Raw genomic sequence first — 24,019 nt, 5'->3', positions numbered from 1 at the left:
GCCGTTAATCTCACGGCGTTTTTTATGCCGACTATCGGTGTTTCTCCAAGCCAAATAGCGTAAAGCTTCTGACTTTATTGTTATTACCTTTGCTGGCTTTTGTGACTTTTTTCACTTCTCTGCTAATTTTTAAGAGTGCCATTTGTGGTTATTAACCAAAAGGGAGTCAACAATGGGACTCGATAATATTTCAATTAGCAAGAAGCTCTATTTTTCACCGCTGATTCTTATTCTAATTTTATTGGTGATAGTGCTGGTCAGTGCCAACTTGCTGAATTCACTGACGAAAGATATGAACAGGATCGCCTTCGATCTTGCGCCGGACACCGAGTTGGCAGCAGAAATGACCGATAGCGTTTATGGACTAAGATTAACGGTCAAAAACTTTATCGAGACAGGGGATAAACAATTTGTATCTCGTTTCCAAGAGAATGCGTCTCGCTGGACACAGTTTATGGATCGCGCCTATAACGAAATACAAAATCCACAACGCGTACAGATCCTTAAAGAGATTGATGGCTTAAAGGCACAGTATCTCACCACGTTTACTCAAGTGGTGGTGAACAATATGAATATGCGAAATGAGCAGGTTAATGGTGTGCTCAATGTCGACGGTCCGCAAATAGAGAAAAGACTCACCAGCGTCATGGAAAGCGCGAAAACCGATGGTGATGTTGTTGCCGCCTATCATGCCGGACGAGCACTCAGATCGCTTTTGCTCGCGCGACTTTATGTCGCCAAGTTCTTGGTTGAAAACCAGCAGGCACAAGTAGAACGATTCAATCAGGAATTTAAAGCGGTACACAGTGAGATTGGCAGCTTACTTGCAACGTTGGAAAGCGCACAACGTCGCCAATTGACCAACGAAGCAGAATCGCTGTTTACAAAGTATGAAAAAGCGGCCAATTCCGTCACTAGCTTGATTTTTGCCCGTAACGAAGGGATAAAAACGCTGGATACGATCGGGCCGCAAGTCGCACAACGAATCGCATCGCTTCGTGAGTCGATAGCTAGCTCAATGGAGCAGGCGGCAGAACAAGCTAATGAGAATGCAGAACAGTCTATCACCTTTCTTTATGGTATCGCGGCGATTGCTATTGTCATTGGTTTGTTGTTCTCCTTTGTAATCACGCGCTCGTTAATTGTTAAAGTACAAAGAACGACCAATGTGCTACAAGATATTGCTCAGGGAGAAGGAGACCTCACCATACGCGTGCCCACCAGTGGCAATGATGAACTCGATGTGTTAGCCGGGCATTACAACACCTTCGCTGGCAAACTTCAGCACACCATTCGTCAAATGAGCGTAGCGGCCGCACAGATGTTGCAAGCGGCCGAGATTCTGGCATTAAAAGCGCGAGACACACAAAGTGAGGTGCGAGAGCAGCAATCTCAGGCACAGGTTGCTGCGTCAGCGATGACGGAAATGTCAGCCAGTGCACAAGAGGTGAGTGCCAGTGCCCAACAGGCGGCGGATCTTTCTCAATCGACGGCCGATTCTGCGACGCAAGGTTCAAAAGTGGTGATGGAAGCAACGCAGTCAATGCAAAAACTCAACGAGCAAATTGCCAGTGCTGGAGATACGGTTGAACAACTTCGAGCCGACAGTGAACAAATTGGTACGGTGCTGGATGTTATTCGCAGTATCGCAGAGCAAACCAACTTGCTCGCGCTGAATGCGGCAATTGAAGCGGCAAGGGCCGGGGAGCAGGGGCGAGGATTTGCGGTGGTGGCGGATGAAGTCCGTTCTTTAGCATCGCGCACTCAAGAGTCGACCGAAGAAATCCAAACCATCATCGGTAGTTTGCAACAGCGAGCCGAGTTGGCTAACAAGGCGATGCACCAGAGCCGTCAAAGTGCTGAGCAAACCGCAGAGCAGGTGCACTCGGCAGAATCAGCGTTGACCTCAATCACAGGCTTTATCACCCAGATCAACGATTCCATCGGGCAAATATCCACAGCGGCGAATCAGCAGGCAATTGCGTCGGATGAGGTCAGTGTCAATGTGAACAATATGTCCGATATCTCGGAGAAGACACTCGTGCAATCGTCTGAAACCACAGAATCCGCTCAGGCGATGAAGCGATTGGGTGAACAAGTAAACCAGCTACTGAAACAGTTCAAAGTGTAAACGAGCCAAGTTTGTACAAAAAAAGCGCGCCAATCGTTGGCGCGCTTTTATGCTTTTGCACTTTAGACACAAATTAAGAAACTAAGGCTTGTTGTTCTTCAATTTGTTCTGCGGTTGAACTTCCACTTTCTGCTCCGTGCATCCAATGAACAAGCTGGTTTGAGAACAGCAGCAGAATCACACCCGATACGGTTGCGGTGACGGCGATACCGCTAAAGATGGCGAATGCACCTAACTCGCCTACGTGAGAGCCAACGTATCCCGCCACGTAGTTTGCGATTGCATTACAACCGAACCAAGCGCCCATCATTAAAGATGCGAGACGCAAAGGCGCTAATTTGGTGACAAGAGATAAGCCAATTGGCGATAGACATAGTTCCCCCAGAGTATGGAAGAAAAAGGCACCAACAAGCCATAGCATGGATGTTTTTACCGATGTATCACCGCTTTGTTCAACAACGGCACCGACCATACATAAGAAACCAAGTGCGAGGAAAAACATCGCTAAAGCAAATTTAACGGGTGAATTCGGCTCACGTTTACCCAGTTTTACCCACAGTACAGCAAGTACTGGCGCAAGAGTGATGATGAAAAATGGGTTCAATGATTGAAACCATGCAGCAGGAATCTCAAAGCTGCCGATCATGCGGTCAGTATACTGTTGGGTGTAGATATTCATTAGGCCGCCCGCTTGTTCGAAACCAGCCCAGAATACGATGGTGAACAAGCTCATCACGAGGATCACTTTGATGCGATCCACTTCTTCTTTGGTTAAGGCTTCTTTTTGGGCTGACTTCTTAATAGCGAGATCGCGCTTTGCTGCTGGCTCACGGCCAATATCTCCTAGCCATGATTGTGCGAGGGCCATTTGCATCACTAAGCTAATAAGCATGCCGATACCGGCAGCAACAAACCCTGCTTTCCAGCCGAATTCCGTGGTCACAGAACCTGACACGACACCGGCGATCAACGCACCGAGGTTGATACCCATGTAGAAAATGGTGAAAGCGCCATCTCGACGGTTGTCACCTTCTTGATATAGGTCACCCACCATGGTTGAGATATTTGGCTTAAATAAGCCGTTACCGGCGATGAGGAGAGCAAGGCCCAAGTAGAAGGTGTGAAGTGAACCTAAACCAAGCGCATCCGCAGGCAGGGCAAGAGTAAATTGACCAATGGCCATTAGAGCGCCACCAATCAGGATCGAGCGACGCTGACCCAAATAGTTGTCAGCAAGGTAGCCACCAATAAGGGGGGTAATGTACACCAATCCTGTGTAGGTGCCATAGAGATCGAGGGCATCTTTGGTGGTCCAGCCCAAACCGCCATTGATGGTGGTGTCGGTGAGGTATAAGACTAAAATTGCACGCATTGCGTAATAGGAAAAACGTTCCCAAAGTTCAGTACCGAACAAAAGGAAAAGGCCACGAGGATGACCAAAATATTGATGTTGGTTTGGCATAAGTTTGACTAATTCTAGTTATGAAATTTTTTATAGGCGAATACGTATACTCCTCGTTGTTTAAATACTCAAATACTTTTAAATGGCAGTGGATTGTTCGGTTTATATTTAACCTTTTGTTATAAAAGGTTTTCCAATGTTTTGCTTGGGTGGTTTCTACGTGTTAGAAACTAATATTCCATTTTTGGTTCTGCGAATTAACGTTTAGCAAACAAAGTGTATTGGTTTGTATGATTGCAACTCACGCGATTTCCTATCGTCTGGCGAAATGCTAGGATAAACAAAAAATAGATGGCTAGTGATAAATGAAAAAATGGTATTTGCTGTATTGTAAGCGCGGAGAGCAGATCCGAGCGAAGCAACATTTAGAAAACCAAGGTGTTGAGTGTTTCTATCCCACCATAGAAGTTGAAAAGATTCTGCGTGGTAAACGCCAAACAAAGAGTGAGCCCTTATTTCCTTCCTACATTTTTGTTCGTTTCGATTTTGAAATAGGCCCGACGTTTACCACTGTGCGTTCAACCAGAGGTGTGGTGGATTTTGTGAAGTTTGGCGCTCACCCCAAAGAGCTTCAAGGGGATTTGATTTATGAACTCAAGCTTCTTGAACAAGAGGGACATGAAAGTGCGTTGCAGGGGAGTAATTTGCCGAAACCGGGTGATTCGATCAAAGTGAAAAGCGGGCAGTTCGCGGGTATCGAGGCCATTTTCCAAGAGCAAGATGGCGAAACACGTTCAATCATGCTGGTTAAAATGATTTCCCAGACCGTGCCAGTGAGCATTGAGAATAGCGACCTAGAACTGAAGGGGTGAGTGGCCAATAGACCCTAGTAAAGAAGGCACCTTTTGGGTGCCTTCTTTCGTTGCTGTTAGTGTGAACGGCGTGCAGATTAATACGCTTCGTTATGTACCGCTTTCACTGCTCGACCTGACGGGTCAATACAGTTTTTAAAGGATTCGTCCCATTCAATCGCTTTAGCGGACGAACAAGCCACTGATGGACCGCCAGGGACACATTCTGCAGCCGATGTCAGTGGGAACAACTCTTCGAAAATTTCGCGGTATACATAGCCTTCTTTTGTTGTTGGCGTGTTGTATGGGAAGCGGAATTTTGCGGCTTCCATCTGTTGATCGGTTACTTTCTCTTCTGCCACTGCTTTGAGTGTGTCGATCCAGCCATAACCCACGCCATCAGAAAACTGCTCTTTTTGACGCCAAGCAATAGAGTCTGGTAGGTAGTGCTCAAAGCACTCACGAAGAATGTGTTTCTCCATTTTGCCGTTGCCACACATTTTATCCGCAGGGTTCAAGCGCATTGCAACATCGATAAACTCTTTATCCAAGAATGGCACTCGGCCTTCAACACCCCAAGCCGCTAGCGATTTGTTTGCGCGAGCACAGTCAAACATGTTGAGCGCAAGCAGTTTGCGCACCGTCTCTTCGTGGAACTCTTGTGCGTTGGGTGCTTTGTGGAAGTAGAGGTAGCCACCAAAAATCTCGTCAGCCCCTTCACCAGAAAGTACCATCTTGATGCCCATGGCTTTGATCTTACGTCCCATCAAATACATTGGTGTTGACGCGCGGATGGTCGTGACATCGTATGTTTCGATGTGGTAAATCACATCACGAATTGCGTCCAATCCTTCTTGAATGGTGTACGTCATTTCATGGTGTACAGTGCCAATTTTCGCCGCCACTTCACGGGCTGCTTTCAGATCTGGAGCACCGTCAAGGCCAATAGCAAATGAGTGAAGTTGTGGCCACCAGGCTTCAGTTTGTTCGTCGTCTTCAATTCGCATTGCGGCATAACGTTTAGCAACCGCAGAGGTAATAGAAGAATCAAGTCCACCCGACAGTAATACACCGTAAGGCACATCTGTCATCAACTGACGTTTCACCGCCGCTTCAAGCGCTGCTGTTAGTTCCTCTTTGCTGCTGGTGTTGCCCTGTACCGCTGCGTATTCATTCCAGTCGCGAATGTAGTAACGTTGAGGACCTGCATCGGTTGAGCTGTAGTAGCTACCTGGAGGAAATTCACTGATGGTTTTGCAAACGGGAACCAACGCTTTCATTTCTGAAGCGACATAGTAGTTGCCGTGCTCATCATAACCTTGGTAAAGCGGGATGATACCAATGTGGTCACGTCCAATTAGGTACTGATCTTTCTCTTCATCGTAAAGAACAAAAGCGAAGATACCGTTTAATTCTTCTAGGAGATCGGCACCCATTTCTTGGTAGAGGGCGAGAATAACTTCACAATCAGAATCTGTTTGGAAATCATATTTGCCTTCGTAACGAGCACGAATTTCTTTGTGGTTGTAGATTTCACCGTTAACGGCAAGGATGAGTTTTTTATCTGGGCTGTAAAGAGGCTGTGCGCCGCTGTTAAGACCTACGATCGCAAGACGCTCATGAGCAAGAATTGCTCGATCTGATGCGTAGATCCCGGACCAGTCTGGGCCACGGTGACGAAGTTTTTTCGACATCTCTAAAGCGATAGGGCGAAGCGCCGCTGCGTCGCTTTTAATGTCTAAAATGCCAAATACTGAACACATACAACATCCTTTTTAATTAAATCATTTCTAAACGGTATGGCTTCAATTTGCCAGTCTGAACAAAAAAAGCAACACTCTTCGATAAAAAAAGTAAACAAAGGGGCTAATGATTAAAAAATATTTAATAGAAACCCTTAATTGGTGAATGCAAGTAAGGTTTTGGTGAAAAAGAAAGCAAAAAGGCCCAATTTTGTGAGCCTTTAATGGGGATAGTGCTTAGTTTGAGGGGGGAGCAAACTGAGGTTGAAGTTGTTCGCACACATGGCGCGCAAAGCCACTTCCCGCTTCGTTATAAATATTAAAGGCAGCGTGTACACCACTGTTAGTGAGCATCTCTAATTGGTCAGTGTATTCGGCAATCGCGGCAATTTGTCCTTGGTAGTTGCGACGTTTGAGCTGCTCAAGCGCGGTTTGATTACCTTGGTGATGAGGCATGGCTAGTAAAACCAGCTTCACATTCGCTGTATCAAGAATGCGCTCCCAAAAGTCAGGGTCAGTGGCATCTCCTGCAATAACGTTTCTACCTTCTTCTCGATGATGTTGCGCGGCTTCTTCTCTCACTTCTACGCCTAAGCTGATTTTGCCGTAACGAGCGCGAAGTTCATCATAAGCCCCCGTTCCGATACGGCCCATGCCCAGGATCAAGACTTGCGCGTTGCCTGGGTTGATCAACTGATCACGCTGATTGAGCTTTTCTGCGGCGGTTTCTTGTAGCCACTTTCCTGAATGTTGATAGATTTGGTGGCCCATTTTGCTCAATGGCGCCGCAAGAATAAAAGAAAGCGAGACCGCAACCGCAAGGGCAACCAAAATATCACTCGGCATCCATCCCATTTTATAAGCTAAGCCACCAACAATGAGGCCAAACTCACTGTAGTTAAAAAGGGTCAATGACGCGAGCAAGGACGTGCGCACACGAAACTTAAAGTGATTGATGGTTAGGAAGTAAAGAAGACCTTTCAGTGGCAGTAAGAGCAGAATGAGCAGTGCCAAAGAGACGCCAGTTAAACTGAGCGAGGCCGATAAACCGATATTGAGGAAGAAGCAGACGAGGAAAAGCTCCTTCATGTTAAATAGGGATTTGGCGAGTTCCGATGACTTGCGGTGACCAGCTAATAACATACCCAGCACGAGTGCACCAAGGTCTGGTTTCATACCAACAAGTTCAAACAACCCTGCTCCCGCGACAAGTGCGAAGAAAATACCGAACAGTACCAGCATTTCCCCGTGGCCAACCCAGTCAAGAATCTTGTAGAAAAGAGGGCGTAACAAGGGCAAGGCGAACAGAGCAATAGCGTACCAATGGGGCAATTTCCCGGTTGAGGCGGTGAGGAATACCACGGCGAAGATATCTTGCATGATCAAAATACCAATCGCCAACGTGCCGTAAGTGGCGTTCATTTCGCCTTTTTCTTGCAATGATTTCACGGCAAAAACGGTACTGGAGAAGGAGAGTGCGAAGGCAAGCAAGACTAGATGGCCAGTTTCCATCTCTGCCAGAGAAGAAATTCCGAGAAATTTTAGTCCAATAAACGCCGCGGTAAACAGCAATGTCGACAGAAGGTTATGAGCGGTCGCACCTGCCCATATCTCTTTAGAGAGTAAGGTTTTGATTTCCAGTTTTAAACCAATGGTAAAGAGCAGTAGTGTTACCCCAAGATCGGCGAGTGTGGTGATCGTCAGGTTACTTTCAAAACCAAAAGCATGCAGTGCAAAACCCGCAAGCAGAAAACCGACAAGTGGGGGTAAGTTGCACTTTAGTGCTAAAAAGCCCGCCACAAAAGCGGTGGTTATCAAAATTATTTCCATGGTGCGCGCGTGACTTCCTTCAGATGTAAAAAGGGCTGTGTAAACACAGCCCAATTGTAACCTATGTAACTGGTTGATTGACAGGTGCTTTATTCACCCAACAACTTTTGTAACAAAACGCCATTAAGCATAGCGCGTTTAATCATGGCAAACGCGCCCATCGTTGGTTGTTTATCGATCTGCGATGCGACAATAGGCAGTTGATTATGGAAGGTTTTTAGTGATTGGTTTTCGACATTACGTTGAATCGCAGGGAAAACAATGTCTTTCGCGGCAGTAATATCACCAGCGATGACAATTTTTTGTGGGTTAAACAAGTTAATGGTGATCGCAATCGCTTTGCCTAACTGATTGCCCACTCGAACTAAGCTTTGTTGCGCCAGTTCATCGCCTTCTAGAGCGTGGTTACAGACGTCCTGGATGGTAATGTGGTCCAGTTTTGCTAGTGATGACTCATAACCTTGCGCGATCAGTTTTTTCACACGCTGAATAATTGCTGGGTTTGCTGCAACGGTCTCAAGGCAGCCGAAGTTACCACATTGGCATTGTTCACCAAGAGGGTCGATTTGAATATGGCCAATCTCACCAACGTTGCGGTTGAAGCCAAGGAAAACTTGTCCGTTAACGATGATACCAGCACCGGTACCGCGGTGAACACTGACGAGAATCGAGTCTTGGCAGTCCTGACTGGCTCCAAAATAGTGTTCAGCTAATGCCATGCCACGCACGTCGTTGCCAACGAAACATTCAATGCCAAATTTTTCACGAATGATTTCGCCTAAAGCGAGTTTATCGATATCCGTGTTAGGCATGTACTCAACCACACCGGTTGTCGGGTTAACGAGACCTGGGAGCGTAATGCCGATAGCGATAAGTTGATCAATTTTATCTTGGCTACGGCTAATAAAGTCTTTCAGCAAAGCAGTAAGACCTTGTTGCAGATCGGATTGATTGGTGTAACGAAAATCGTGCTGATCTTGTGCTAGTGCCGCGCCACCTAAATCATAGAGGCAAAATTGCACGTAGTCGCGACCAAGACGCACAGCAACAGAGTGGAAGGGTTTGACCTCTGTTGTTAATGAGATTGCACGTCGACCGCCTGTGGAGGCTTGTTGTGCAACCTCTTTGATCAATCCCCGCTCAAGGAGTTGGCGGGTGATTTTTGTGACACTGGCAGGTGCCAGTTGACTGACATCTGCCACTTGTATGCGGGAGATAGGTCCTTGTTGATCAATCAATCTGTAGACAGCTGCGCTGTTCAGTTGTTTTACTAAGTCTACGTTACCTATCTGTCCGCCATTCATTCTTAATTTTGCTCGTATTGTCCGTTAACAACCGTCGCTTTAACATTGAAGTCTCGATCGAAAATCGTCAGGTTCGCAATGTAACCTTTCTTAATTCGACCTAGCTGCGCGTCTACACCAATTGCTTTTGCTGGGTAGAGAGTCGCCATTCGTAGAGCTTCATCTAAAGCGATTCCGACATGTTCAACCGTATTCTGGACCGCTTCGATCATCGTCAACGCTGAACCGCCTAATGTGCCATTTTCATCAACACATTTGCCATCTCGGTAATATACTTTCTTACCAACAAAAATAAAGTAATCCATGTTTGCGCCTGCAGGAGCTGTGGCATCGGTCACTAATACAAGCTTCTCGCCTTTGATCTTGTGCGCAATTCTGATGTTTGCATAGTCAACGTGGAAACCGTCTGCAATGATGCCAGCATACACATCAGGTGTATCGTAAATGGCACCAACCACGCCGGGCTCACGGCCAACCATCGGTGTCATGGCATTGAACAAGTGCGTGGCGAAGGTGATGCCAGCTTCAAAGCCTTTACGCGCCTCTGCGTAAGTGGCGTTAGTGTGACCGATAGAAACAACGATGCCCGCGTTGCGCAGTTTTTCAATGTGTTCAGGATCGTTTAGCTCAGGAGCAAGAGTCACTTTGGCTACGACATCCGCGTTTTCGCAAATAAAGTCCACCATGCTGGTGTCAGAAGGACGAATGTAATCCACGCTGTGAATGCCTTTTTTCATCACATTAAGGTAAGGACCTTCAAGGTGTAAACCAAGTGATTGGTTTTGATATTGGGCATGGTATTCACGTGCGGCAGAAATGGCAGCGCGCATGTCTTCATCTGATGAAGTGATTAGCGTTGGCAGAAAGCTGGTACAGCCGGACTTTAAGTTCGCCTTGTGCATGATTTGCATCGTTTCTGCTGTGATTTCGTCATTCAGCATCACACCGCCGCAGCCATTCAACTGTAGATCGATGAAACCTGGACTAACGTTAGCGCCTGCGAGGTCTTTGACTTCAATTCCAGAGGGTAGATCCGCTGCTGGTACGATCGATTGGATCAAATCATTTTCGATGATGAGAGCGTGCTCAGAGAGAACATCACTTCCTGTATAGATTTTACAGTTAGTTAGCGCGTACATATTCAGCTAATCCTTATCAAATGAGATTTAAATTCGTTTCATTTACGGTTCCTTAGACAGCGATTCATCCAATATATTGGACACTTAGTTTGTGTCGCTGAATTAGGCCGTAAAGGCGGTACAGCAAGCATTGGCAAGATAAACTCTAAGCAACGTAAGATGCTGAAAATTCGTTATTTTGATAGTATTTTAAGCGATTCTTTATGCCAGTCTATGGTTTTATTCCATTGTGGCTAGGCAAAAAACGAGTTTCGTTCATCACTAAAAGTCTGAGAATTTTATCGCCAATTCACCATTTTTTTGAATGATAAAATAAGTTTTATGATCTCGCTAGCAAAAACCTTTGGGAAGGGCAAAATCTGGTGATTATGATCACAAACAAAGAGGTTTTAATTTGCGGAGCAAAATTAATGTCATAAACTGGAAAAGACTAAATTGGACGACTAAAAAAAGTCTTCCAAAAAATGAAAATCCTATAGGGGGAACTTAAGGTGAATATTCTTGGATACGCGCAAAAGTTAGGTAAAGCTCTTATGCTACCTATCGCAACGCTACCAGTTGCGGCGCTCTTACTACGTTTGGGTCAAGGCGACCTGTTAGATATCCCATTCATGGCGCAAGCTGGTGGTGCTATCTTTGGTCAACTTCCTCTTCTATTCGGTCTTGGTATCGCGATTGGTCTTTCTAAAGACGGTCAAGGTGCTGCAGGTCTAGCAGGTGCAGTGGCGTACTTTGTACTAACTGCAACAGCAACAACAATCGATGCTTCTATCAACATGTCGTTCTTTGGCGGTATCATTGGTGGTATCATCGCTGGTCACTCATACAACGCTTTCCATGCTACACGTCTTCCTGAGTGGTTGGCATTCTTCTCTGGCAAACGTCTAGTGCCTATTATGGCAGGTCTATTCTCACTGGTTGCTGGTGCAGTTGCTGGTGTGGTTTGGCCTTCAATCCAAGGCGGTCTTGATGCTCTAGCACACGCGGTATCGACTTCTGGTGCTGTAGGTCAATTCGTTTACGGTACTCTAAACCGTGCACTAATTCCTGTTGGTCTTCACCACGTTCTTAACTCATACTTCTGGTTCGGTATGGGTACGTGTCAAGAGATCCTAGTAACAGGTGCTCAAGCAGCTGGTCAAGCTCTACCTGCTCTACAACAGCTTTGTGTAGACCCAGCACTAGCGAAAACTCTTGTTGCTGGCCAAACTCACACATTTGAGTTTGCTAACGCTGTAACTCCTGAAATCACTGCAACAGTGAAAGAAGTAACTGAAACAGTGAAATCTGGTGACCTACACCGCTTCTTCGGTGGTGACAAAGGCGCTGGCGTATTCATGAACGGCTTCTTCCCTGTGATGATGTTTGGTCTACCAGGTGCTGCGCTAGCGATGTACCTAGCAGCTCCAGCAGAAAAACGTAGCCAAGTTGGTGGTGCACTGTTCTCTGTAGCGTTCTGTTCATTCCTAACCGGTATCACAGAGCCACTAGAATTCATGTTCGTGTTCCTAGCTCCAGCACTATACGCTCTACACGCTGTGTTCACTGGTCTAGCGCTAGTTGTAGCAAACATGTTCGGCACGCTACATGGCTTTGGTTTCTCAGCAGGTCTAATCGACTTCCTATTGAACTGGGGTCTAGCAACTAAGCCATTCGTACTGCTACTAATCGGTCTAGCTTTCGGTGCTCTATACTTCTTCACTTTCTTCTTCGCAATCCGCGCATTCAATCTGAAATCGCCAGGTCGTGAAGATGATGATTCTGAAACAAGTGCGGCTTCTGGTGATGCAAAGAGTGGTGACCTAGCTCGTCAATACCTAAAAGCACTAGGTGGTCACGAGAACCTTACATCAATCGATGCATGTATCACTCGTCTACGTCTAACGCTTAAAGACCGCTCTGTCGCTGACGAAGCAGTACTTAAGAAACTGGGTGCTAAAGGTGTGGTTAAGCTTGGCGAAAACAACCTACAAGTTATCCTTGGTCCTCTAGCTGAAATCGTTGCGGGTGAAATGAAAGCAATCGGTGTCAACGAAGACCTATCAGAAGTGAAACTGCCTTAATAGCAATCACTCTGAATGATATGAAAAGCCTCCTTCGGGAGGCTTTTTCTGTTTTGGCACTCTATCTTGGTCTTTTCAGACAAATAATCCTATTTAAACGCGAGATCTTATTGTCTAATGGCACAGAATTGTGGATCATTAACGGCAGTTTGCTCTGAAGTTGCGTTGACGCTTCAGAGCTAAGTTTTCTCTGAACAATACTAAAACAAACTTGAGGTGCTTTAGATGAGTGAAGCTGATGCTCGTCCATCAAACTTTATTCGTCAGATCATTGATAAAGATCTGGCGGATGGCAAACACACGAGTGTGCATACACGATTCCCACCGGAGCCAAACGGCTACCTACACATCGGCCATGCAAAATCGATTTGTTTGAACTTTGGTATTGCTCAGGACTATCAGGGTAAGTGTAATCTTCGTTTCGACGATACCAACCCTGAGAAAGAAGACATCGAATACGTTGAGTCGATCAAAAATGATGTGAGCTGGTTAGGCTTTGAATGGGATGATGAGATCTGTTACTCATCGAACTATTTCGACAAGCTTTACGAGTATGCAGTGGAACTGATTAACAAAGGCTTAGCGTACGTTGATGAGCTAAGTCCAGAGCAGATCCGTGAATACCGTGGTACGTTGACTGCACCAGGTAAGCCTAGCCCTTATCGTGATCGTTCTGCGGAAGAAAACCTTGCGCTGTTTGAAAAAATGCGCGATGGCGGTTTTGAAGAAGGTAAAGCGTGTCTTCGTGCGAAGATTGACATGGCATCGTCGTTCATGGTTATGCGCGATCCTGTTCTTTACCGCGTGCGTTTTGCGTCTCACCACCAGACAGGTGACAAATGGTGCATTTACCCAATGTACGACTTTACGCACTGTATTTCAGATGCGTTAGAAGGCATTACGCACTCAATTTGTACTCTTGAGTTTATGGACAACCGTCGTTTGTACGACTGGGTTCTCGACAACATCACCATTGATTGCCGTCCTCATCAGTACGAGTTCAGCCGTCTGAACCTTGAATACACAGTAATGTCTAAGCGTAAGCTCAACCAGTTGGTGACTGAGAAGTTGGTTAATGGCTGGGATGACCCACGTATGCCGACGATCTCTGGTTTACGCCGTCGCGGTTTCACACCTGCGTCAATTCGCGAGTTTTGTAAGCGTATTGGTGTGACGAAGCAAGAAAACATGATCGAGTTTAGTTCATTGGAATCTTGCATCCGTGATGATTTGAATGAAAATGCCCCTCGTGCAATGGCGGTGTTGGATCCTGTTAAGCTAGTGATTGAAAACTTCCCTGCAGGCGAAGTAGAAAATCTGACGGTTGCTAACCATCCAAATAAGCCAGAAATGGGTGAGCGTGAAGTTCCGTTTAGCCGTGAAATTTGGATCGAGCGTGAAGATTTCCGCGAAGAAGCAAACAAGAAGTACAAACGTTTGGTTCTTGGCAGTGAAGTACGTCTGCGTGGCGCGTACGTGATTAAAGCTGAGCGTGTTGAGAAAGACGACGAAGGTAATATCACGACTATCTTCTGTACTTACGATTCAGAGACTTTGGGTGTTAACCCTGCGGATGGCCGTAAAGTACGTGGTGTAATTCACTGGGTATCGGCGGATAAAGGTGTTCCTGCTGAAATTCGTCTATACGATCGTCTATTCACGGTACCAAATCCAGCAGCCGCAGATGACTTTGCTTCAACCATCAATCCGGAATCTTTAACGGTGATGAATGGCTTTGTTGAGCCAAGCTTAGTGGAAGCAGAAGCTGAAAAAGGCTATCAGTTTGAGCGTATGGGTTACTTCTGTGCGGATTCTAAAGACTCCTCTAAAGAGCATTTAGTTTTCAACCGTACTGTAGGTCTACGTGATACTTGGGCGAAGATTGAAGCGAAATAAGCGCTATTAAGCTAAGAAAAACCCAACTCATTGAGTTGGTTTTTTTGTAGGCGCAACAAAAAGCCAGCAATATGCTGGCTTTTAAGATCTATCGAGCGTCGATATTAGTTCTTACGTTTATGTGCGTCTGGATTACCCTTGCATGAGCCATCGCCACACTTGCCGTAAAGGTAGAGGCTGTGGTTTGTCAGTTGAACATTATAAGCGGCGGCGATTTCTTTTTGGCGCTCTTCAATAATGTCATCTGAGAACTCAATAACTTCACCGCAGTCGAGACAAACTAGGTGATCATGGTGATGTTGAGTCGAAAGTTCAAATACCGATTTACCGCCTTCAAAGTGGTGGCGAGTAACAATACCGGCATCATCAAACTGGTTCAACACTCGATATACTGTCGCAAGGCCAATCTCTTCGCCAAGATCAATCAGCTTCTTATAAAGGTCTTCAGCACTGATGTGTTGGCAATCCGGTTGCTGTAGTACTTCTAAAATTTTCAGCCTTGGAAGGGTAACTTTAAGACCAGCATCCTTTAGCGCTTGGTTATTGTCTGACATATACTTTCCCGTTGATGATCTGCCGCGATTAACAGAATTCAATATTCTGAACATTATAGGTTAACCAGAGATAACAATAAACCACGAACTTCAAAGGGTTACTATATTCTTTTTGTAAATTCGCGTTAGGTCGCTTATATTGCTCATCTGACCAGTTACAATTTAATAACAATTTGCAAAGAGAGCAAGGAAGGCATGAACAAGCAACTCGCGAAGATCTACAAACCGGGAATGGTTAAGTTTGCTTTAAACATTTGGCCGCCATTTTGGGGGGCAGGAATTCGCATTTTACGCATAAGTGATGATTTCCGTACGGTTGAAATGAGACTGAAATTGCGCTGGTGGAACAAAAACGCCAATCGTACTCAGTATGGCGGCAGTATTTTCTCTTTAACGGATCCAGTTTACTCATTAATGCTGATGGGGATTTTGGGGGAGGAGTACTATGTCTGGGACAAGGAAGCGAGCATTAACTTTATTCAACCTGGGAAAAGTGATCTCTTTGCTAAGTTTGAGATCTGCCAATCGGTGTTAGATGAGATTTACTCCGTGACCAAGAGAGGGGAGAAGTGCTTTCCTGAATTTGTCATCCATGTCAAAGATGCACAAGGGAATGTGGTTTCTGAAGTTCAGCGTAAGCTGTATGTACGCAAAAAACCGCAATATCGAGAAGAAGTCATCGTGACAAATTAAAAAAACCTCCCGAAGGAGGTTTTTCATCATTAGTCTTCAAGCTCTGCAAGGCACATTTCTTCGTAGATCTGTTCAACCCAGTTTTTCACACGTTCTTCGGTGAGTTCTGGTTGGCGATCTTCATCAATGCATAAACCGACGAATAGGCGGTCATCACCAGCAACTAAGGCTTTTGATGCTTCGAACTCATAGCTCTCAGTTGAAGTGTGGCCTAGGATAGTGCCGCCTTTTGCTTCTACGATATCGCGAACGGTGCCCATTGCGTCACAGAAATATTCTGCGTAGTCCTCTTGGTCGCCACAACCAAAAATGGCCACTAGTTTCGTCGAGAAATCGATTTTCTCTAACTCTGGGAAAAAGTCATCCCAATCACACTGAGCTTCACCGTAGTACCAAGTTGGGATGCCTAAAAGCAGTAGGTCGAAGTTGTCGATATCTTCTTTACTACTTTTTGCGATGTCTTGTACGTGAACGAGTTTTTTACCTAGTTGCTTTTGAATCATCTTAGCAACGGCTTCGGTGTTGCCTGTGTCGCTGCCGAAGAAGATACCTACACTTGCCATAGAGTTTATACCTTTAATAATGTCTGTTGTTGGCACGGATGCTGTGATTTAACCCAGCCCTGTGCCTTCCCAGCTAAGCTGAATAATACCTTTTGCGATAAAACCGGCACAGCCAAGGAAGAGCACTAGCCACACAATACGACGACCAAATACCGGAACATTTCCCTGGTTTAATACGTCTTTTATCGCCATACCAATAAGAAAGAAGATAGACGCAAAAAGAAGATCGAGTCCAATCGATTCCAGCATGTTCATGTAGTCGTAGAGCATAGTGTTCCTTTAATGCCAATTTAGCTTGCGCGCACTATATCACTCTTACGCCATAAAGTTAATGCACACAAAGTGGGGATATCCCAATAAAACTTGGCGATTTTTCGTATTTGTTAACTAGAAATAAATTTTCTGATCGCACGAAGGACTTCTGCTGGTTTTTCCGCGTGCAGCCAATGCCCAGTACCAGCGATAACGTGCGCTTTTGCTCGACTAAACTGCTGCTGAACCAAGCTTTGATGCTCTGTCGTCAAATAGTCAGAATCGCCTCCTTTGACAAATAAGGTGGGAATGTTGGTTTGCTCTATCGGTGTCCAACCTAATATTGAATCGTAGTTAGCGATAAGGGCGTCGACATTGAAGCGCCATGCCAAATGATTGCCTTCTTTGTACAATGACTTGGCAAGAAACTGTCGAACGCCATCGAGTTCAATGTGTTGCGCGAGTAATTGCAACGCCTCATGGCGTGATGTTGGCTTCTGTTCCATGACCGCGTGCAGTCCGTTAAAAACATTATCATGACGCCTTTGTTGGTACGCGACGGGGGCCATGTCTAACACGATCAACTGAGTGACGAGATTGGGCGCGAGATTGGCCATTTCCATCGCGACTTTGCCACCCATTGAATGGCCGATGACAATCGCTTTATCGATACCTATTGCGCTTAGCGTGTCGATAACATCTTGAGCCATGAGCGTGTAATCGTGTTGTTGAGACTTAAAAGATAAGCCATGGTTACGTAGGTCTAAGCTGATGACACGATGATCTTGTGAGAGATCTCGCGCGAGTAGACCTAAGTTACTTAAACTGCCGAACAAGCCGTGTAGCAAAACAATGGCTTGACCGTCACCTTCGAGTTTGTAATTGAGCAATGCTGACATTTTATCTTGTTCGTGATGGGTTTAACGTGGAGTATCCGCGAGGATCTCGTTATAATCCCCCAGAGTTTAAACATTGAGATTGTGAAAAGCGAATGAAAACAATTGAGGTTGATGAGGATCTATACCGTTACATTGCTAGTCAAACCCAACATATTGGCGAAAGTGCATCGGATATTTTGCGCCGCTTATTGAATGTGGATGGACGTCAGACTGTTGCCCCTATTACGATAGAACCGAAAGGCATCGTAGTAAGCAAAGATGCAGGCAAAGACACTCAACTTGATGGCGTAAAAGAGATGCGCTCACTATTAATTTCGGATGAGTTTGCCTCATTAAAGAAAGCCATCGATCGATTTATGCTTGTGCTGAGCACGCTACATCGAATCAACCCTGAGTCGTTTGCTCAAGCGACAAAAGTGAAAGGTCGTAAGCGTGTTTATTTCGCCGACAATGAGGCGACATTGCTAGAAAATGGTAATACGACGAAACCAAAATCCATTCCAGGCACGGGTTTTTGGGTCATCACTAATAACAATACCAGCCGTAAGAGGCAAATGGTGGAGCAAGTGATGGTGCATATGGAATTCCAGCCTGATTTAATTGAAAAAGTAACAGGTTCAATTTAAGAAACCTGATAGAAGCCTCATAATGCGCAAGATTATGCCGATATTATGAGGCTTTTTTGTTTGAGTATATTTTAAGAAAGGATGTCATTAATGGCTATGCACCCTCGTGCAGGGCAGAAAGCTCTGCAAGAAGATCTTCACAATATCCCAGCACTCGTTGCTAATTATTTCCTCCTTCAACCCGATCCAACAAACCCAGCACACAAAGTCGAGTTTGGTACGTCAGGGCATCGTGGTTGTGCGGATAAATCCACTTTTAACGAACATCATATTTTAGCGATTGCTCAAGCAGTGGCTGAAGTACGCGCAGAGCAAGGGACAACGGGTCCTCTTTTTGTGGGTAAAGATACGCATGCGTTGTCTGAGCCAGCGTTTTCTACCGTTGTTGAAGTGCTGATTGCCAATGGCGTGACCGTGATTGTACAAGAACAAAATGGCTATACCCCAACTCCGGGTATTTCTCATGCGATCCTGACATACAACTTACAACACGAAGAAAAAGCAGACGGTATTGTGATCACTCCGTCTCATAACCCACCACAAGATGGCGGTATCAAATACAATCCGACTCATGGTGGCCCCGCTGAAGGCGAGCTAACACAGCGAATTGAGAATCGTGCAAACGTACTCATCGCAGAGGGGTTGCAGGGTGTTAAGCGTATGCCTTTGGCGCAAGCAAAAGCGTCATCGCTGTTTGTAGAGCAAGATCTGGTCAAACCTTATGTCGATGACTTGGTGAATGTAATCGATATGGCTGCCATCCAAAAAGCAGGCCTGAAACTGGGTGTCGATCCTCTTGGCGGCAGTGGCATTGATTATTGGCGTCAGATTGGTAAAGCATACAATTTAGATCTTACTTTAGTGAGTGAAGCCATTGACCCTTCTTTCCAGTTTATGTCATTGGATAAAGATGGTGTGGTGCGTATGGACTGCTCTTCTCCCTACGCAATGGCTGGATTGCTGGCGCTAAAAGATCAGTATGATCTCGCGTTTGGCAATGACCCAGATTACGATCGCCATGGTATTGTCACGCCAACAAAAGGCTTGATGAATCCGAACCACTTCTTAGCTGTTTGTATTGATTATCTATACCGTCATCGTCAAGGTTGGGCTGCGGATGTGGCAGTGGGTAAAACCCTAGTTTCTAGCGCCATGATTGACCGAGTGGTGGCCGATCTTGGCCGTGAGCTATGTGAAGTACCGGTTGGCTTCAAATGGTTTGTGGATGGGTTGTACAACGGTAAGTTTGGCTTTGGTGGCGAAGAGAGTGCGGGAGCCTCATTCTTGCGCCAAGATGGTACACCATGGTCGACAGACAAAGATGGCATCATTCTCTGTTTACTGGCTGCGGAAATCACCGCAGTGACCGGTAAAAACCCGCAGCAATATTACGACGAGCTGGCGGCTAAACATGGGGAGTCTCAGTACAGCCGAATCCAAGCGGTTGCCAATGGTCCTCAGAAAGAGGTACTGAAGAAGCTCTCTGCTGAAATGGTGAAGGCAGAAACTTTAGCAGGTGATGAGATTACCGCGAGACTGACCCATGCTCCTGGTAATGGCGCAGCGATTGGTGGTCTAAAAGTGACAACTGCGAACGGTTGGTTTGCTGCGCGTCCATCGGGTACTGAAGATATCTATAAGATCTATTGTGAGAGCTTCAAAGGCGCAGAGCACCTCAAACAAATTGAGTTGGAAGCGCAAGAGATTGTCAATCAAGTCTTTGCCGAAGCAGGTCTATAATTCTTTACGGCTGATAATGGCTTTCCAATGATAATTAAAATCCCAAACACAGTGTTTGGGATTTTTATTGTCGGAATAAAATTAAATTCATATGTCGAATGTATTTGTTTGATTCATTCTTGCTGTTTATTTTAATGATTTTTTTCGAAATTGAGTTAGATCATTAAATAATGAAACTCTGCTCTGTTTCGATTAAAATTTTTAAACCATGATTAAGTTTAAAAAATTAAACAACTATTGGTTTGAATTGGTGATTTTGCTCGAAAATAACTCACGTTAATTCAGGTTAAATTTGATTCAGATCGCTTTTAGTTTGTTCAATTTAAGTTTAAAAATGTCTACTCATACTTGTTGAAGTAACTCTAAAGGAGTATTTTTTTGTCATTGAGTTTAAATATGTAAACTGACTATGATGAGTGTAAAACAAGTACGATTTACTAACGAAGACAGAGAAGCGCTGAAAAGCTACTACCGTCTTGCGGACACCATTGCGGATCTCATAGGTCCTCACTGTGAAGTGGTTATTCATTCTTTTGAAAGTCTTGAAAACTCAGTGGTTAAAATCGTCAATGGTCATCATACAGGACGAAAAATCGGCTCACCAATTACCGACCTTGGGCTTCGTATGTGGAGTCGTTTTGAAAAAACGGGAGAAGTGTCACCGAAGAGTTATTTCACCAACTCGGCGGATGGCTCGTTACTAAAATCGACAACATGTGTGCTTGATGGACCCAATAAAAAACCTATTGGTATGTTATGTATCAATATGAATCTCTCTTTTCCGTTTCCTGAGATCATCAAAACCTTACTTCCTCAATGTACGTCGACCAATTCCTTGGTTCATGAAAATTTCAGTAATAACGCGAATGACGTTATTCAACAAGCACTCGCGTCAGCAATAAGTGAAATAGAGAACAACACATCAATTACGACAAAAGGTCGTAATAAAGCCATTGTTCGCAATCTTTTTGAAAATGGTATTTTTGAATTAAAAGAGACGACGACACAGATATCAGAAAGCTTGGGGATCAGTCGCCAAGCTATTTATAAATTTATTCGAGAATTTAAATCAGAATAGTTCGTTAATTAAGGAGTTTAACGTGAAAGAAATTATATCCACACCAGCAGCCCCTGCGGCCATTGGCCCATATTCGCAAGGAACCATTTATGGAGAGGTGGTTTACACCTCAGGCCAGCTTCCATTAGTTCCAGAAACAATGCAATTTGTTGAAGGTGGGATTAAGGAACAAGCAAAACAGTCGTTGGATAACCTGAAAGCGGTATTGGAAGCCAGTGGTGCTGGGCTCGATAGCGTACTGAAAACCACTTGCTTTCTTTCCGATATGGAAAACTTCGCTGCATTTAATGAGGTGTACACGGAGGTGTTTGGTACTGAGAATGCACCAGCGCGCTCGTGCGTCGAAGCGGCACGACTGCCAAAAGACGCGTTAGTTGAAATTGAAGCCATTGCCTACAAAAAGTAACGGCCATCCGGAAACCATGAGCATCAATAGGAGACTCTCATGAGCTTATCATTTATCGCATTAAGCGTATTGTTCTTCGGGTTCTATGCGTTACTTGCGAACTTTAAAAAACAGAAGAAAAGCTTTAACTTCCGCGTACTGAGTGCGCTTGCTGCTGGTCTGTTATTTGGCGGCGCGATTCAACTCGTATTCGGTGTTGGCAACGTTGCTACCGCAGGATTTGCCGAGCTGATTTCTGTGTTTGGCAAAGGCTACATCAAGCTACTGCAAATGATCGTGATTCCACTGGTCTTCGTTGCCATGATTTCGTCAATCATGAACGTAGAGGGCGGTGGCGCTCTATCTCGTATCGCGCCCAAAATCATCGGTATTCTACTTTTCACTTGTGCTATCTCCGCCGCTGTGGGCATCGCAAGTATTTACCTATTCGGTATCGATGCCAATGCGCTTGTGAGTACAATTGGTACCAACAGCGCCATTGAAGCGCGTGGCAATGCTTTGGTTGCAACCCAGAGTGCAATGGCCAGCAGTGGCTTATCTGGCATGGCGTTATCCATTATCCCAACCAATATTTTCGACATGCTAACGGGCTCTCAGCGCACTTCAACGCTATCGACGGTACTGTTCGGTATGTTCCTTGGCTACTGTATCCTGCAAGTGAAAAACCGTAAGCCGGAGAAAGTGCAAAACTTCGTTGATTTCATCAATGCTGCCAAAGAAGTGGTGCTTTCAATGGTACGTGAGATTCTCAAGCTGACGCCTTACGGTGTGTTTGCTCTGATGACCACGTTCATGATGACCAACGATTTGTTCGCACTGGCAGAAATGGGGCGCTTCCTACTTGCAAGTTACGTGGCCATTGGTGTGATGTTTGCTATCCACTTCGTGATGGTGTCTATGTTTGGTCTATCGCCTGCGAAGTTCATGAAGAAGACTTGGCCTGTACTCGTCTTTGGTTTTGGATCTCGCTCAAGTATGGCTGCTATTCCACTCAACGTAGAAACGCAAACTCAGCGTTTGGGTGTGGATGAAGAAACGGCAAATATGTCAGCAACATTTGGTACCAGTATCGGTCAGAATGGGTGTGCGGGTATCTACCCTGCAATGCTTGCAATTATGGCTTCTCAAGTGATGGGCATTCCAGTTGATTTAAGTTTTGTACTACAGCTGATCGCCGTTATCGCGATTGCGTCATTCGGCATTGCCGGTGTGGGTGGCGGTGCAACGTTCGCAGCAGTGGCGGTACTAACCATTATGGGCCTTGATATCACGGTGGTAGCGATTCTAGTTTCGATCGAAGCATTAATCGATATGGCTCGTACTGCGCTTAACATCTCTGGTTCAATGCTGTCTGGTGTGCTTACCGCGAAGAAGAATGGCTCGTTAAATCTTGAGCAATACAACGCAGAGAATGGTGCAACAGCGACCAAAGAAGCGGCGGTGTAATGTGTAAACGAAATGGAGAGCACCCATAAGGGTGCTCTTCGGTTTTCCTAAGTTCAGTTTATTTAGGTAGTAAATATGAAAGTTGTTGTCGTAGGCGGTAGCGCCGCTGGGATGAGTTTTGCTGCAAAGTACAAGCGTAATCAGCCGTCGGATGAAGTGATTGTGCTGGATAAGCGAGATTACATCTCATTTGGTGCGTGTGGCTTACCTTACTTTGCTGGTGGCATGTTTGATGACACCGAGCGTATGATTTCTCGTACGCCAGAACAGGCGATTAAATCTGGCTTGGATGTGCGCATTGAAACCGAAATGGTGGCTTTAGAGCGCATTGAAAAGCAGATCACGGTTCGTCATCAAGGTGAAGAAACCATTTTAGATTACGATATGCTGGTGATTGCCACTGGTGCTCGTCCAATCATCCCTTCCTTTGGTGAGTTCAACCCAGAGCACGTATACACGTTAACCAGCATGGAAGATGGCTTGGCAGTAAAACAAGCGCTTAAGGACAGCAACAAACAACGCGTTTGCGTGATTGGCGGTGGTTTTATCGGTCTTGAAGTGTTTGATGCCGCGCACTTACTAGGTAAGCATGTCACCATCATTGAACGCGAGCAACATGTCATGAGTCGTCAATTCAGCCCTGAAATGATCGACGTTGTGGAAGGCGCGATTCGCGAATCTGGCGCTGAGCTTAAAACCAGTTGCAGCGTATCGGCCATTCGCGATGCAGAGCAGGGCGGTTATCTTGTCGAAACCGACAACGGCAGCGTCGCGGCAGACGTGGTGATTATGTCCCTGGGCTTCAAACCAAACACAGAAGCGTTCGAGTTACCAAAAGCGGCTAACGGCGCATTGCTTGTCGACGAGTTTGGTGCAACAGAAGATGAGCATATCTACGCGGTTGGTGACTGTGCGGTGGTTCATCATATGGCGCTAGGCAAAACGGTTTATGTTCCTCTAGCGACGACAGCCAACAAACAAGCGCGCATGATGGCGGATAAGCTTGCAGGCAAAGACACTTACATGAATGGTTTCCTAGGCTCATCTTGTTTAAAAGTGTTGGACTACGAACTCGCATGCACTGGCGTATCTGAACTGCTCGCCAAAGAGCATGGCTTAGATGTGAGGGTTTCCACCATTTCAGATAAGAACCAAACCGATTACTACCCAGGCCAAGAAGATATCAAAGTGAAGTTGGTTTACCACCCAGAGACTAAGGTTCTACTTGGCGGTGAGATTGTTGGTAAAAAAGGTGCTGTGGGTCGAATCAACGCGCTAGCGGTTGCGATTACGGCCAAAATGACCACACAACAGCTAGGTTACATGGACTTTTGCTACGCGCCGCCATTTGCACGCACATGGGATGCATTAAATGTGGCTGGCAATGTCGCGAAATAATGGCAC

General features: G+C 45.6%; 20 protein-coding genes. 11 read left to right on the top strand and 9 right to left on the bottom strand.

The window, feature by feature from the left end; genetic code table 11:
• Nucleotides 1-172 precede the first annotated feature (172 nt).
• Nucleotides 173-2,131 (top strand): methyl-accepting chemotaxis protein, encoded by a 1,959-nt coding sequence (locus tag VV1_RS00870; protein WP_043920901.1) that lies wholly within the window; start codon nt 173-175, stop codon nt 2,129-2,131.
• A 73-nt stretch (nt 2,132-2,204) separates the two neighbouring features.
• On the opposite strand, the gene VV1_RS00865 is transcribed toward VV1_RS00870, so the two are convergent.
• The gene (locus VV1_RS00865; protein WP_011078300.1) at nt 2,205-3,593 is read right to left on the bottom strand and encodes a peptide MFS transporter; all 1,389 of its coding nucleotides are present in this window, start codon (nt 3,591-3,593) and stop codon (nt 2,205-2,207) included.
• A gap of 305 nt (nt 3,594-3,898) precedes the next feature.
• Here VV1_RS00865 and rfaH point away from each other — a divergent pair, with 305 nt between their 5' ends.
• Nucleotides 3,899-4,405, top strand: a complete 507-nt coding sequence (rfaH, locus tag VV1_RS00860; RefSeq protein WP_011078299.1) for a transcription/translation regulatory transformer protein RfaH — start codon at nt 3,899-3,901, stop codon at nt 4,403-4,405.
• 77 nt (nt 4,406-4,482) lie between these two features.
• Here rfaH and asnB read toward each other — a convergent pair whose 3' ends face one another.
• The 4 genes from asnB to nagA form a co-directional block, all read right to left on the bottom strand.
• Nucleotides 4,483-6,147 carry an asparagine synthase B gene (gene asnB, locus VV1_RS00855; protein WP_011078298.1) on the bottom strand — a complete coding sequence of 555 codons (1,665 nt, stop codon included), beginning with the start codon at nt 6,145-6,147 and terminating at the stop codon, nt 4,483-4,485.
• 216 nt (nt 6,148-6,363) lie between these two features.
• Nucleotides 6,364-7,956 carry a cation:proton antiporter family protein gene (locus tag VV1_RS00850; protein WP_011078297.1) on the bottom strand — a complete coding sequence of 531 codons (1,593 nt, stop codon included), beginning with the start codon at nt 7,954-7,956 and terminating at the stop codon, nt 6,364-6,366.
• 89 nt (nt 7,957-8,045) lie between these two features.
• Nucleotides 8,046-9,260: a DNA-binding transcriptional regulator NagC gene (gene nagC, locus VV1_RS00845; RefSeq protein WP_011078296.1), complete on the bottom strand. Its 1,215-nt coding sequence runs from the start codon at nt 9,258-9,260 to the stop codon at nt 8,046-8,048.
• Nucleotides 9,261-9,262: 2 nt separating this feature from the next.
• Complete coding sequence (gene nagA, locus VV1_RS00840; RefSeq protein ID WP_011078295.1) at nt 9,263-10,399, bottom strand: N-acetylglucosamine-6-phosphate deacetylase; 1,137 nt, start codon at nt 10,397-10,399, stop codon at nt 9,263-9,265.
• 491 nt (nt 10,400-10,890) lie between these two features.
• On the opposite strand from nagA, the gene nagE reads away from it, so the two are divergent.
• Nucleotides 10,891-12,462 (top strand): N-acetylglucosamine-specific PTS transporter subunit IIBC, encoded by a 1,572-nt coding sequence (nagE, locus tag VV1_RS00835; protein WP_011078294.1) that lies wholly within the window; start codon nt 10,891-10,893, stop codon nt 12,460-12,462.
• Between the two features lie 225 nt (nt 12,463-12,687).
• On the top strand, nt 12,688-14,358 hold the full coding sequence (gene glnS / locus VV1_RS00830; protein WP_011078293.1) for a glutamine--tRNA ligase: 1,671 nt from the start codon (nt 12,688-12,690) through the stop codon (nt 14,356-14,358).
• A gap of 104 nt (nt 14,359-14,462) precedes the next feature.
• On the opposite strand, the gene fcrX is transcribed toward glnS, so the two are convergent.
• Complete coding sequence (fcrX, locus tag VV1_RS00825; protein WP_011078292.1) at nt 14,463-14,912, bottom strand: ferric iron uptake transcriptional regulator FcrX; 450 nt, start codon at nt 14,910-14,912, stop codon at nt 14,463-14,465.
• A 195-nt stretch (nt 14,913-15,107) separates the two neighbouring features.
• Between fcrX and VV1_RS00820 the strand changes: the two genes are divergently transcribed.
• A complete protein-coding gene (locus VV1_RS00820; protein ID WP_011078291.1) occupies nt 15,108-15,605 on the top strand; it encodes a DUF4442 domain-containing protein in 498 nt (165 codons plus the stop codon).
• A 29-nt stretch (nt 15,606-15,634) separates the two neighbouring features.
• Here the strand turns inward: VV1_RS00820 and fldA are convergent, their stop codons facing one another.
• The 3 genes from fldA to VV1_RS00805 form a co-directional block, all read right to left on the bottom strand.
• Nucleotides 15,635-16,168 carry a flavodoxin FldA gene (fldA, locus tag VV1_RS00815; protein WP_043920900.1) on the bottom strand — a complete coding sequence of 178 codons (534 nt, stop codon included), beginning with the start codon at nt 16,166-16,168 and terminating at the stop codon, nt 15,635-15,637.
• 48 nt (nt 16,169-16,216) lie between these two features.
• The gene (locus tag VV1_RS00810; RefSeq protein ID WP_011078289.1) at nt 16,217-16,438 is read right to left on the bottom strand and encodes a DUF2788 domain-containing protein; all 222 of its coding nucleotides are present in this window, start codon (nt 16,436-16,438) and stop codon (nt 16,217-16,219) included.
• A gap of 113 nt (nt 16,439-16,551) precedes the next feature.
• Complete coding sequence (locus VV1_RS00805; RefSeq protein WP_011078288.1) at nt 16,552-17,319, bottom strand: alpha/beta fold hydrolase; 768 nt, start codon at nt 17,317-17,319, stop codon at nt 16,552-16,554.
• Nucleotides 17,320-17,411: 92 nt separating this feature from the next.
• Here VV1_RS00805 and seqA point away from each other — a divergent pair, with 92 nt between their 5' ends.
• The 6 genes from seqA (at nt 17,412) to VV1_RS00775 (ending at nt 24,013) form a co-directional block, all read left to right on the top strand.
• Entirely contained in the window at nt 17,412-17,945 is a 534-nt protein-coding gene (seqA, locus tag VV1_RS00800) for a replication initiation negative regulator SeqA (RefSeq protein ID WP_011078287.1), read from the top strand.
• Between the two features lie 90 nt (nt 17,946-18,035).
• Entirely contained in the window at nt 18,036-19,685 is a 1,650-nt protein-coding gene (pgm, locus tag VV1_RS00795) for a phosphoglucomutase (alpha-D-glucose-1,6-bisphosphate-dependent) (RefSeq protein WP_011078286.1), read from the top strand.
• Between the two features lie 409 nt (nt 19,686-20,094).
• Nucleotides 20,095-20,763: a helix-turn-helix transcriptional regulator gene (locus VV1_RS00790; RefSeq protein WP_011078285.1), complete on the top strand. Its 669-nt coding sequence runs from the start codon at nt 20,095-20,097 to the stop codon at nt 20,761-20,763.
• A gap of 22 nt (nt 20,764-20,785) precedes the next feature.
• Nucleotides 20,786-21,169 (top strand): RidA family protein, encoded by a 384-nt coding sequence (locus tag VV1_RS00785; protein ID WP_011078284.1) that lies wholly within the window; start codon nt 20,786-20,788, stop codon nt 21,167-21,169.
• A gap of 39 nt (nt 21,170-21,208) precedes the next feature.
• Nucleotides 21,209-22,615, top strand: coding sequence for a cation:dicarboxylate symporter family transporter (locus tag VV1_RS00780; RefSeq protein ID WP_011078283.1), 1,407 nt, complete (start codon nt 21,209-21,211; stop codon nt 22,613-22,615).
• Between the two features lie 75 nt (nt 22,616-22,690).
• Nucleotides 22,691-24,013 carry a CoA-disulfide reductase gene (locus tag VV1_RS00775; RefSeq protein ID WP_011078282.1) on the top strand — a complete coding sequence of 441 codons (1,323 nt, stop codon included), beginning with the start codon at nt 22,691-22,693 and terminating at the stop codon, nt 24,011-24,013.
• Nucleotides 24,014-24,019: the final 6 nt, after the last annotated feature.

The sequence above is a fragment of the Vibrio vulnificus CMCP6 genome, from assembly GCF_000039765.1.
Taxonomy (GTDB): domain Bacteria; phylum Pseudomonadota; class Gammaproteobacteria; order Enterobacterales; family Vibrionaceae; genus Vibrio; species Vibrio vulnificus_B.
The sequence above is the reverse complement of the archived record's forward strand: the minus strand, read 5'-3'. Positions and strand labels throughout refer to the sequence as shown.

Excerpts from the sequence above, each read along its gene's own strand:
- glnS (WP_011078293.1), top strand. The coding sequence starts at position 12,688 with ATGAGTGAAGCTGATGCTCGTCCATCAAACTTTATTCGTCAGATCATT.
- VV1_RS00780 (WP_011078283.1), top strand. The coding sequence starts at position 21,209 with ATGAGCTTATCATTTATCGCATTAAGCGTATTGTTCTTCGGGTTCTAT.
- VV1_RS00805 (WP_011078288.1), bottom strand. The coding sequence starts at position 17,319 with ATGTCAGCATTGCTCAATTACAAACTCGAAGGTGACGGTCAAGCCATT.
- VV1_RS00790 (WP_011078285.1), top strand. The coding sequence starts at position 20,095 with ATGATGAGTGTAAAACAAGTACGATTTACTAACGAAGACAGAGAAGCG.
- fcrX (WP_011078292.1), bottom strand. The coding sequence starts at position 14,912 with ATGTCAGACAATAACCAAGCGCTAAAGGATGCTGGTCTTAAAGTTACC.
- VV1_RS00865 (WP_011078300.1), bottom strand. The coding sequence starts at position 3,593 with ATGCCAAACCAACATCAATATTTTGGTCATCCTCGTGGCCTTTTCCTT.
- nagA (WP_011078295.1), bottom strand. The coding sequence starts at position 10,399 with ATGTACGCGCTAACTAACTGTAAAATCTATACAGGAAGTGATGTTCTC.
- nagC (WP_011078296.1), bottom strand. The coding sequence starts at position 9,260 with ATGAATGGCGGACAGATAGGTAACGTAGACTTAGTAAAACAACTGAAC.
- asnB (WP_011078298.1), bottom strand. The coding sequence starts at position 6,147 with ATGTGTTCAGTATTTGGCATTTTAGACATTAAAAGCGACGCAGCGGCG.
- VV1_RS00810 (WP_011078289.1), bottom strand. The coding sequence starts at position 16,438 with ATGCTCTACGACTACATGAACATGCTGGAATCGATTGGACTCGATCTT.
- VV1_RS00775 (WP_011078282.1), top strand. The coding sequence starts at position 22,691 with ATGAAAGTTGTTGTCGTAGGCGGTAGCGCCGCTGGGATGAGTTTTGCT.
- VV1_RS00820 (WP_011078291.1), top strand. The coding sequence starts at position 15,108 with ATGAACAAGCAACTCGCGAAGATCTACAAACCGGGAATGGTTAAGTTT.
- fldA (WP_043920900.1), bottom strand. The coding sequence starts at position 16,168 with ATGGCAAGTGTAGGTATCTTCTTCGGCAGCGACACAGGCAACACCGAA.
- VV1_RS00850 (WP_011078297.1), bottom strand. The coding sequence starts at position 7,956 with ATGGAAATAATTTTGATAACCACCGCTTTTGTGGCGGGCTTTTTAGCA.
- VV1_RS00870 (WP_043920901.1), top strand. The coding sequence starts at position 173 with ATGGGACTCGATAATATTTCAATTAGCAAGAAGCTCTATTTTTCACCG.
- seqA (WP_011078287.1), top strand. The coding sequence starts at position 17,412 with ATGAAAACAATTGAGGTTGATGAGGATCTATACCGTTACATTGCTAGT.
- rfaH (WP_011078299.1), top strand. The coding sequence starts at position 3,899 with ATGAAAAAATGGTATTTGCTGTATTGTAAGCGCGGAGAGCAGATCCGA.
- pgm (WP_011078286.1), top strand. The coding sequence starts at position 18,036 with ATGGCTATGCACCCTCGTGCAGGGCAGAAAGCTCTGCAAGAAGATCTT.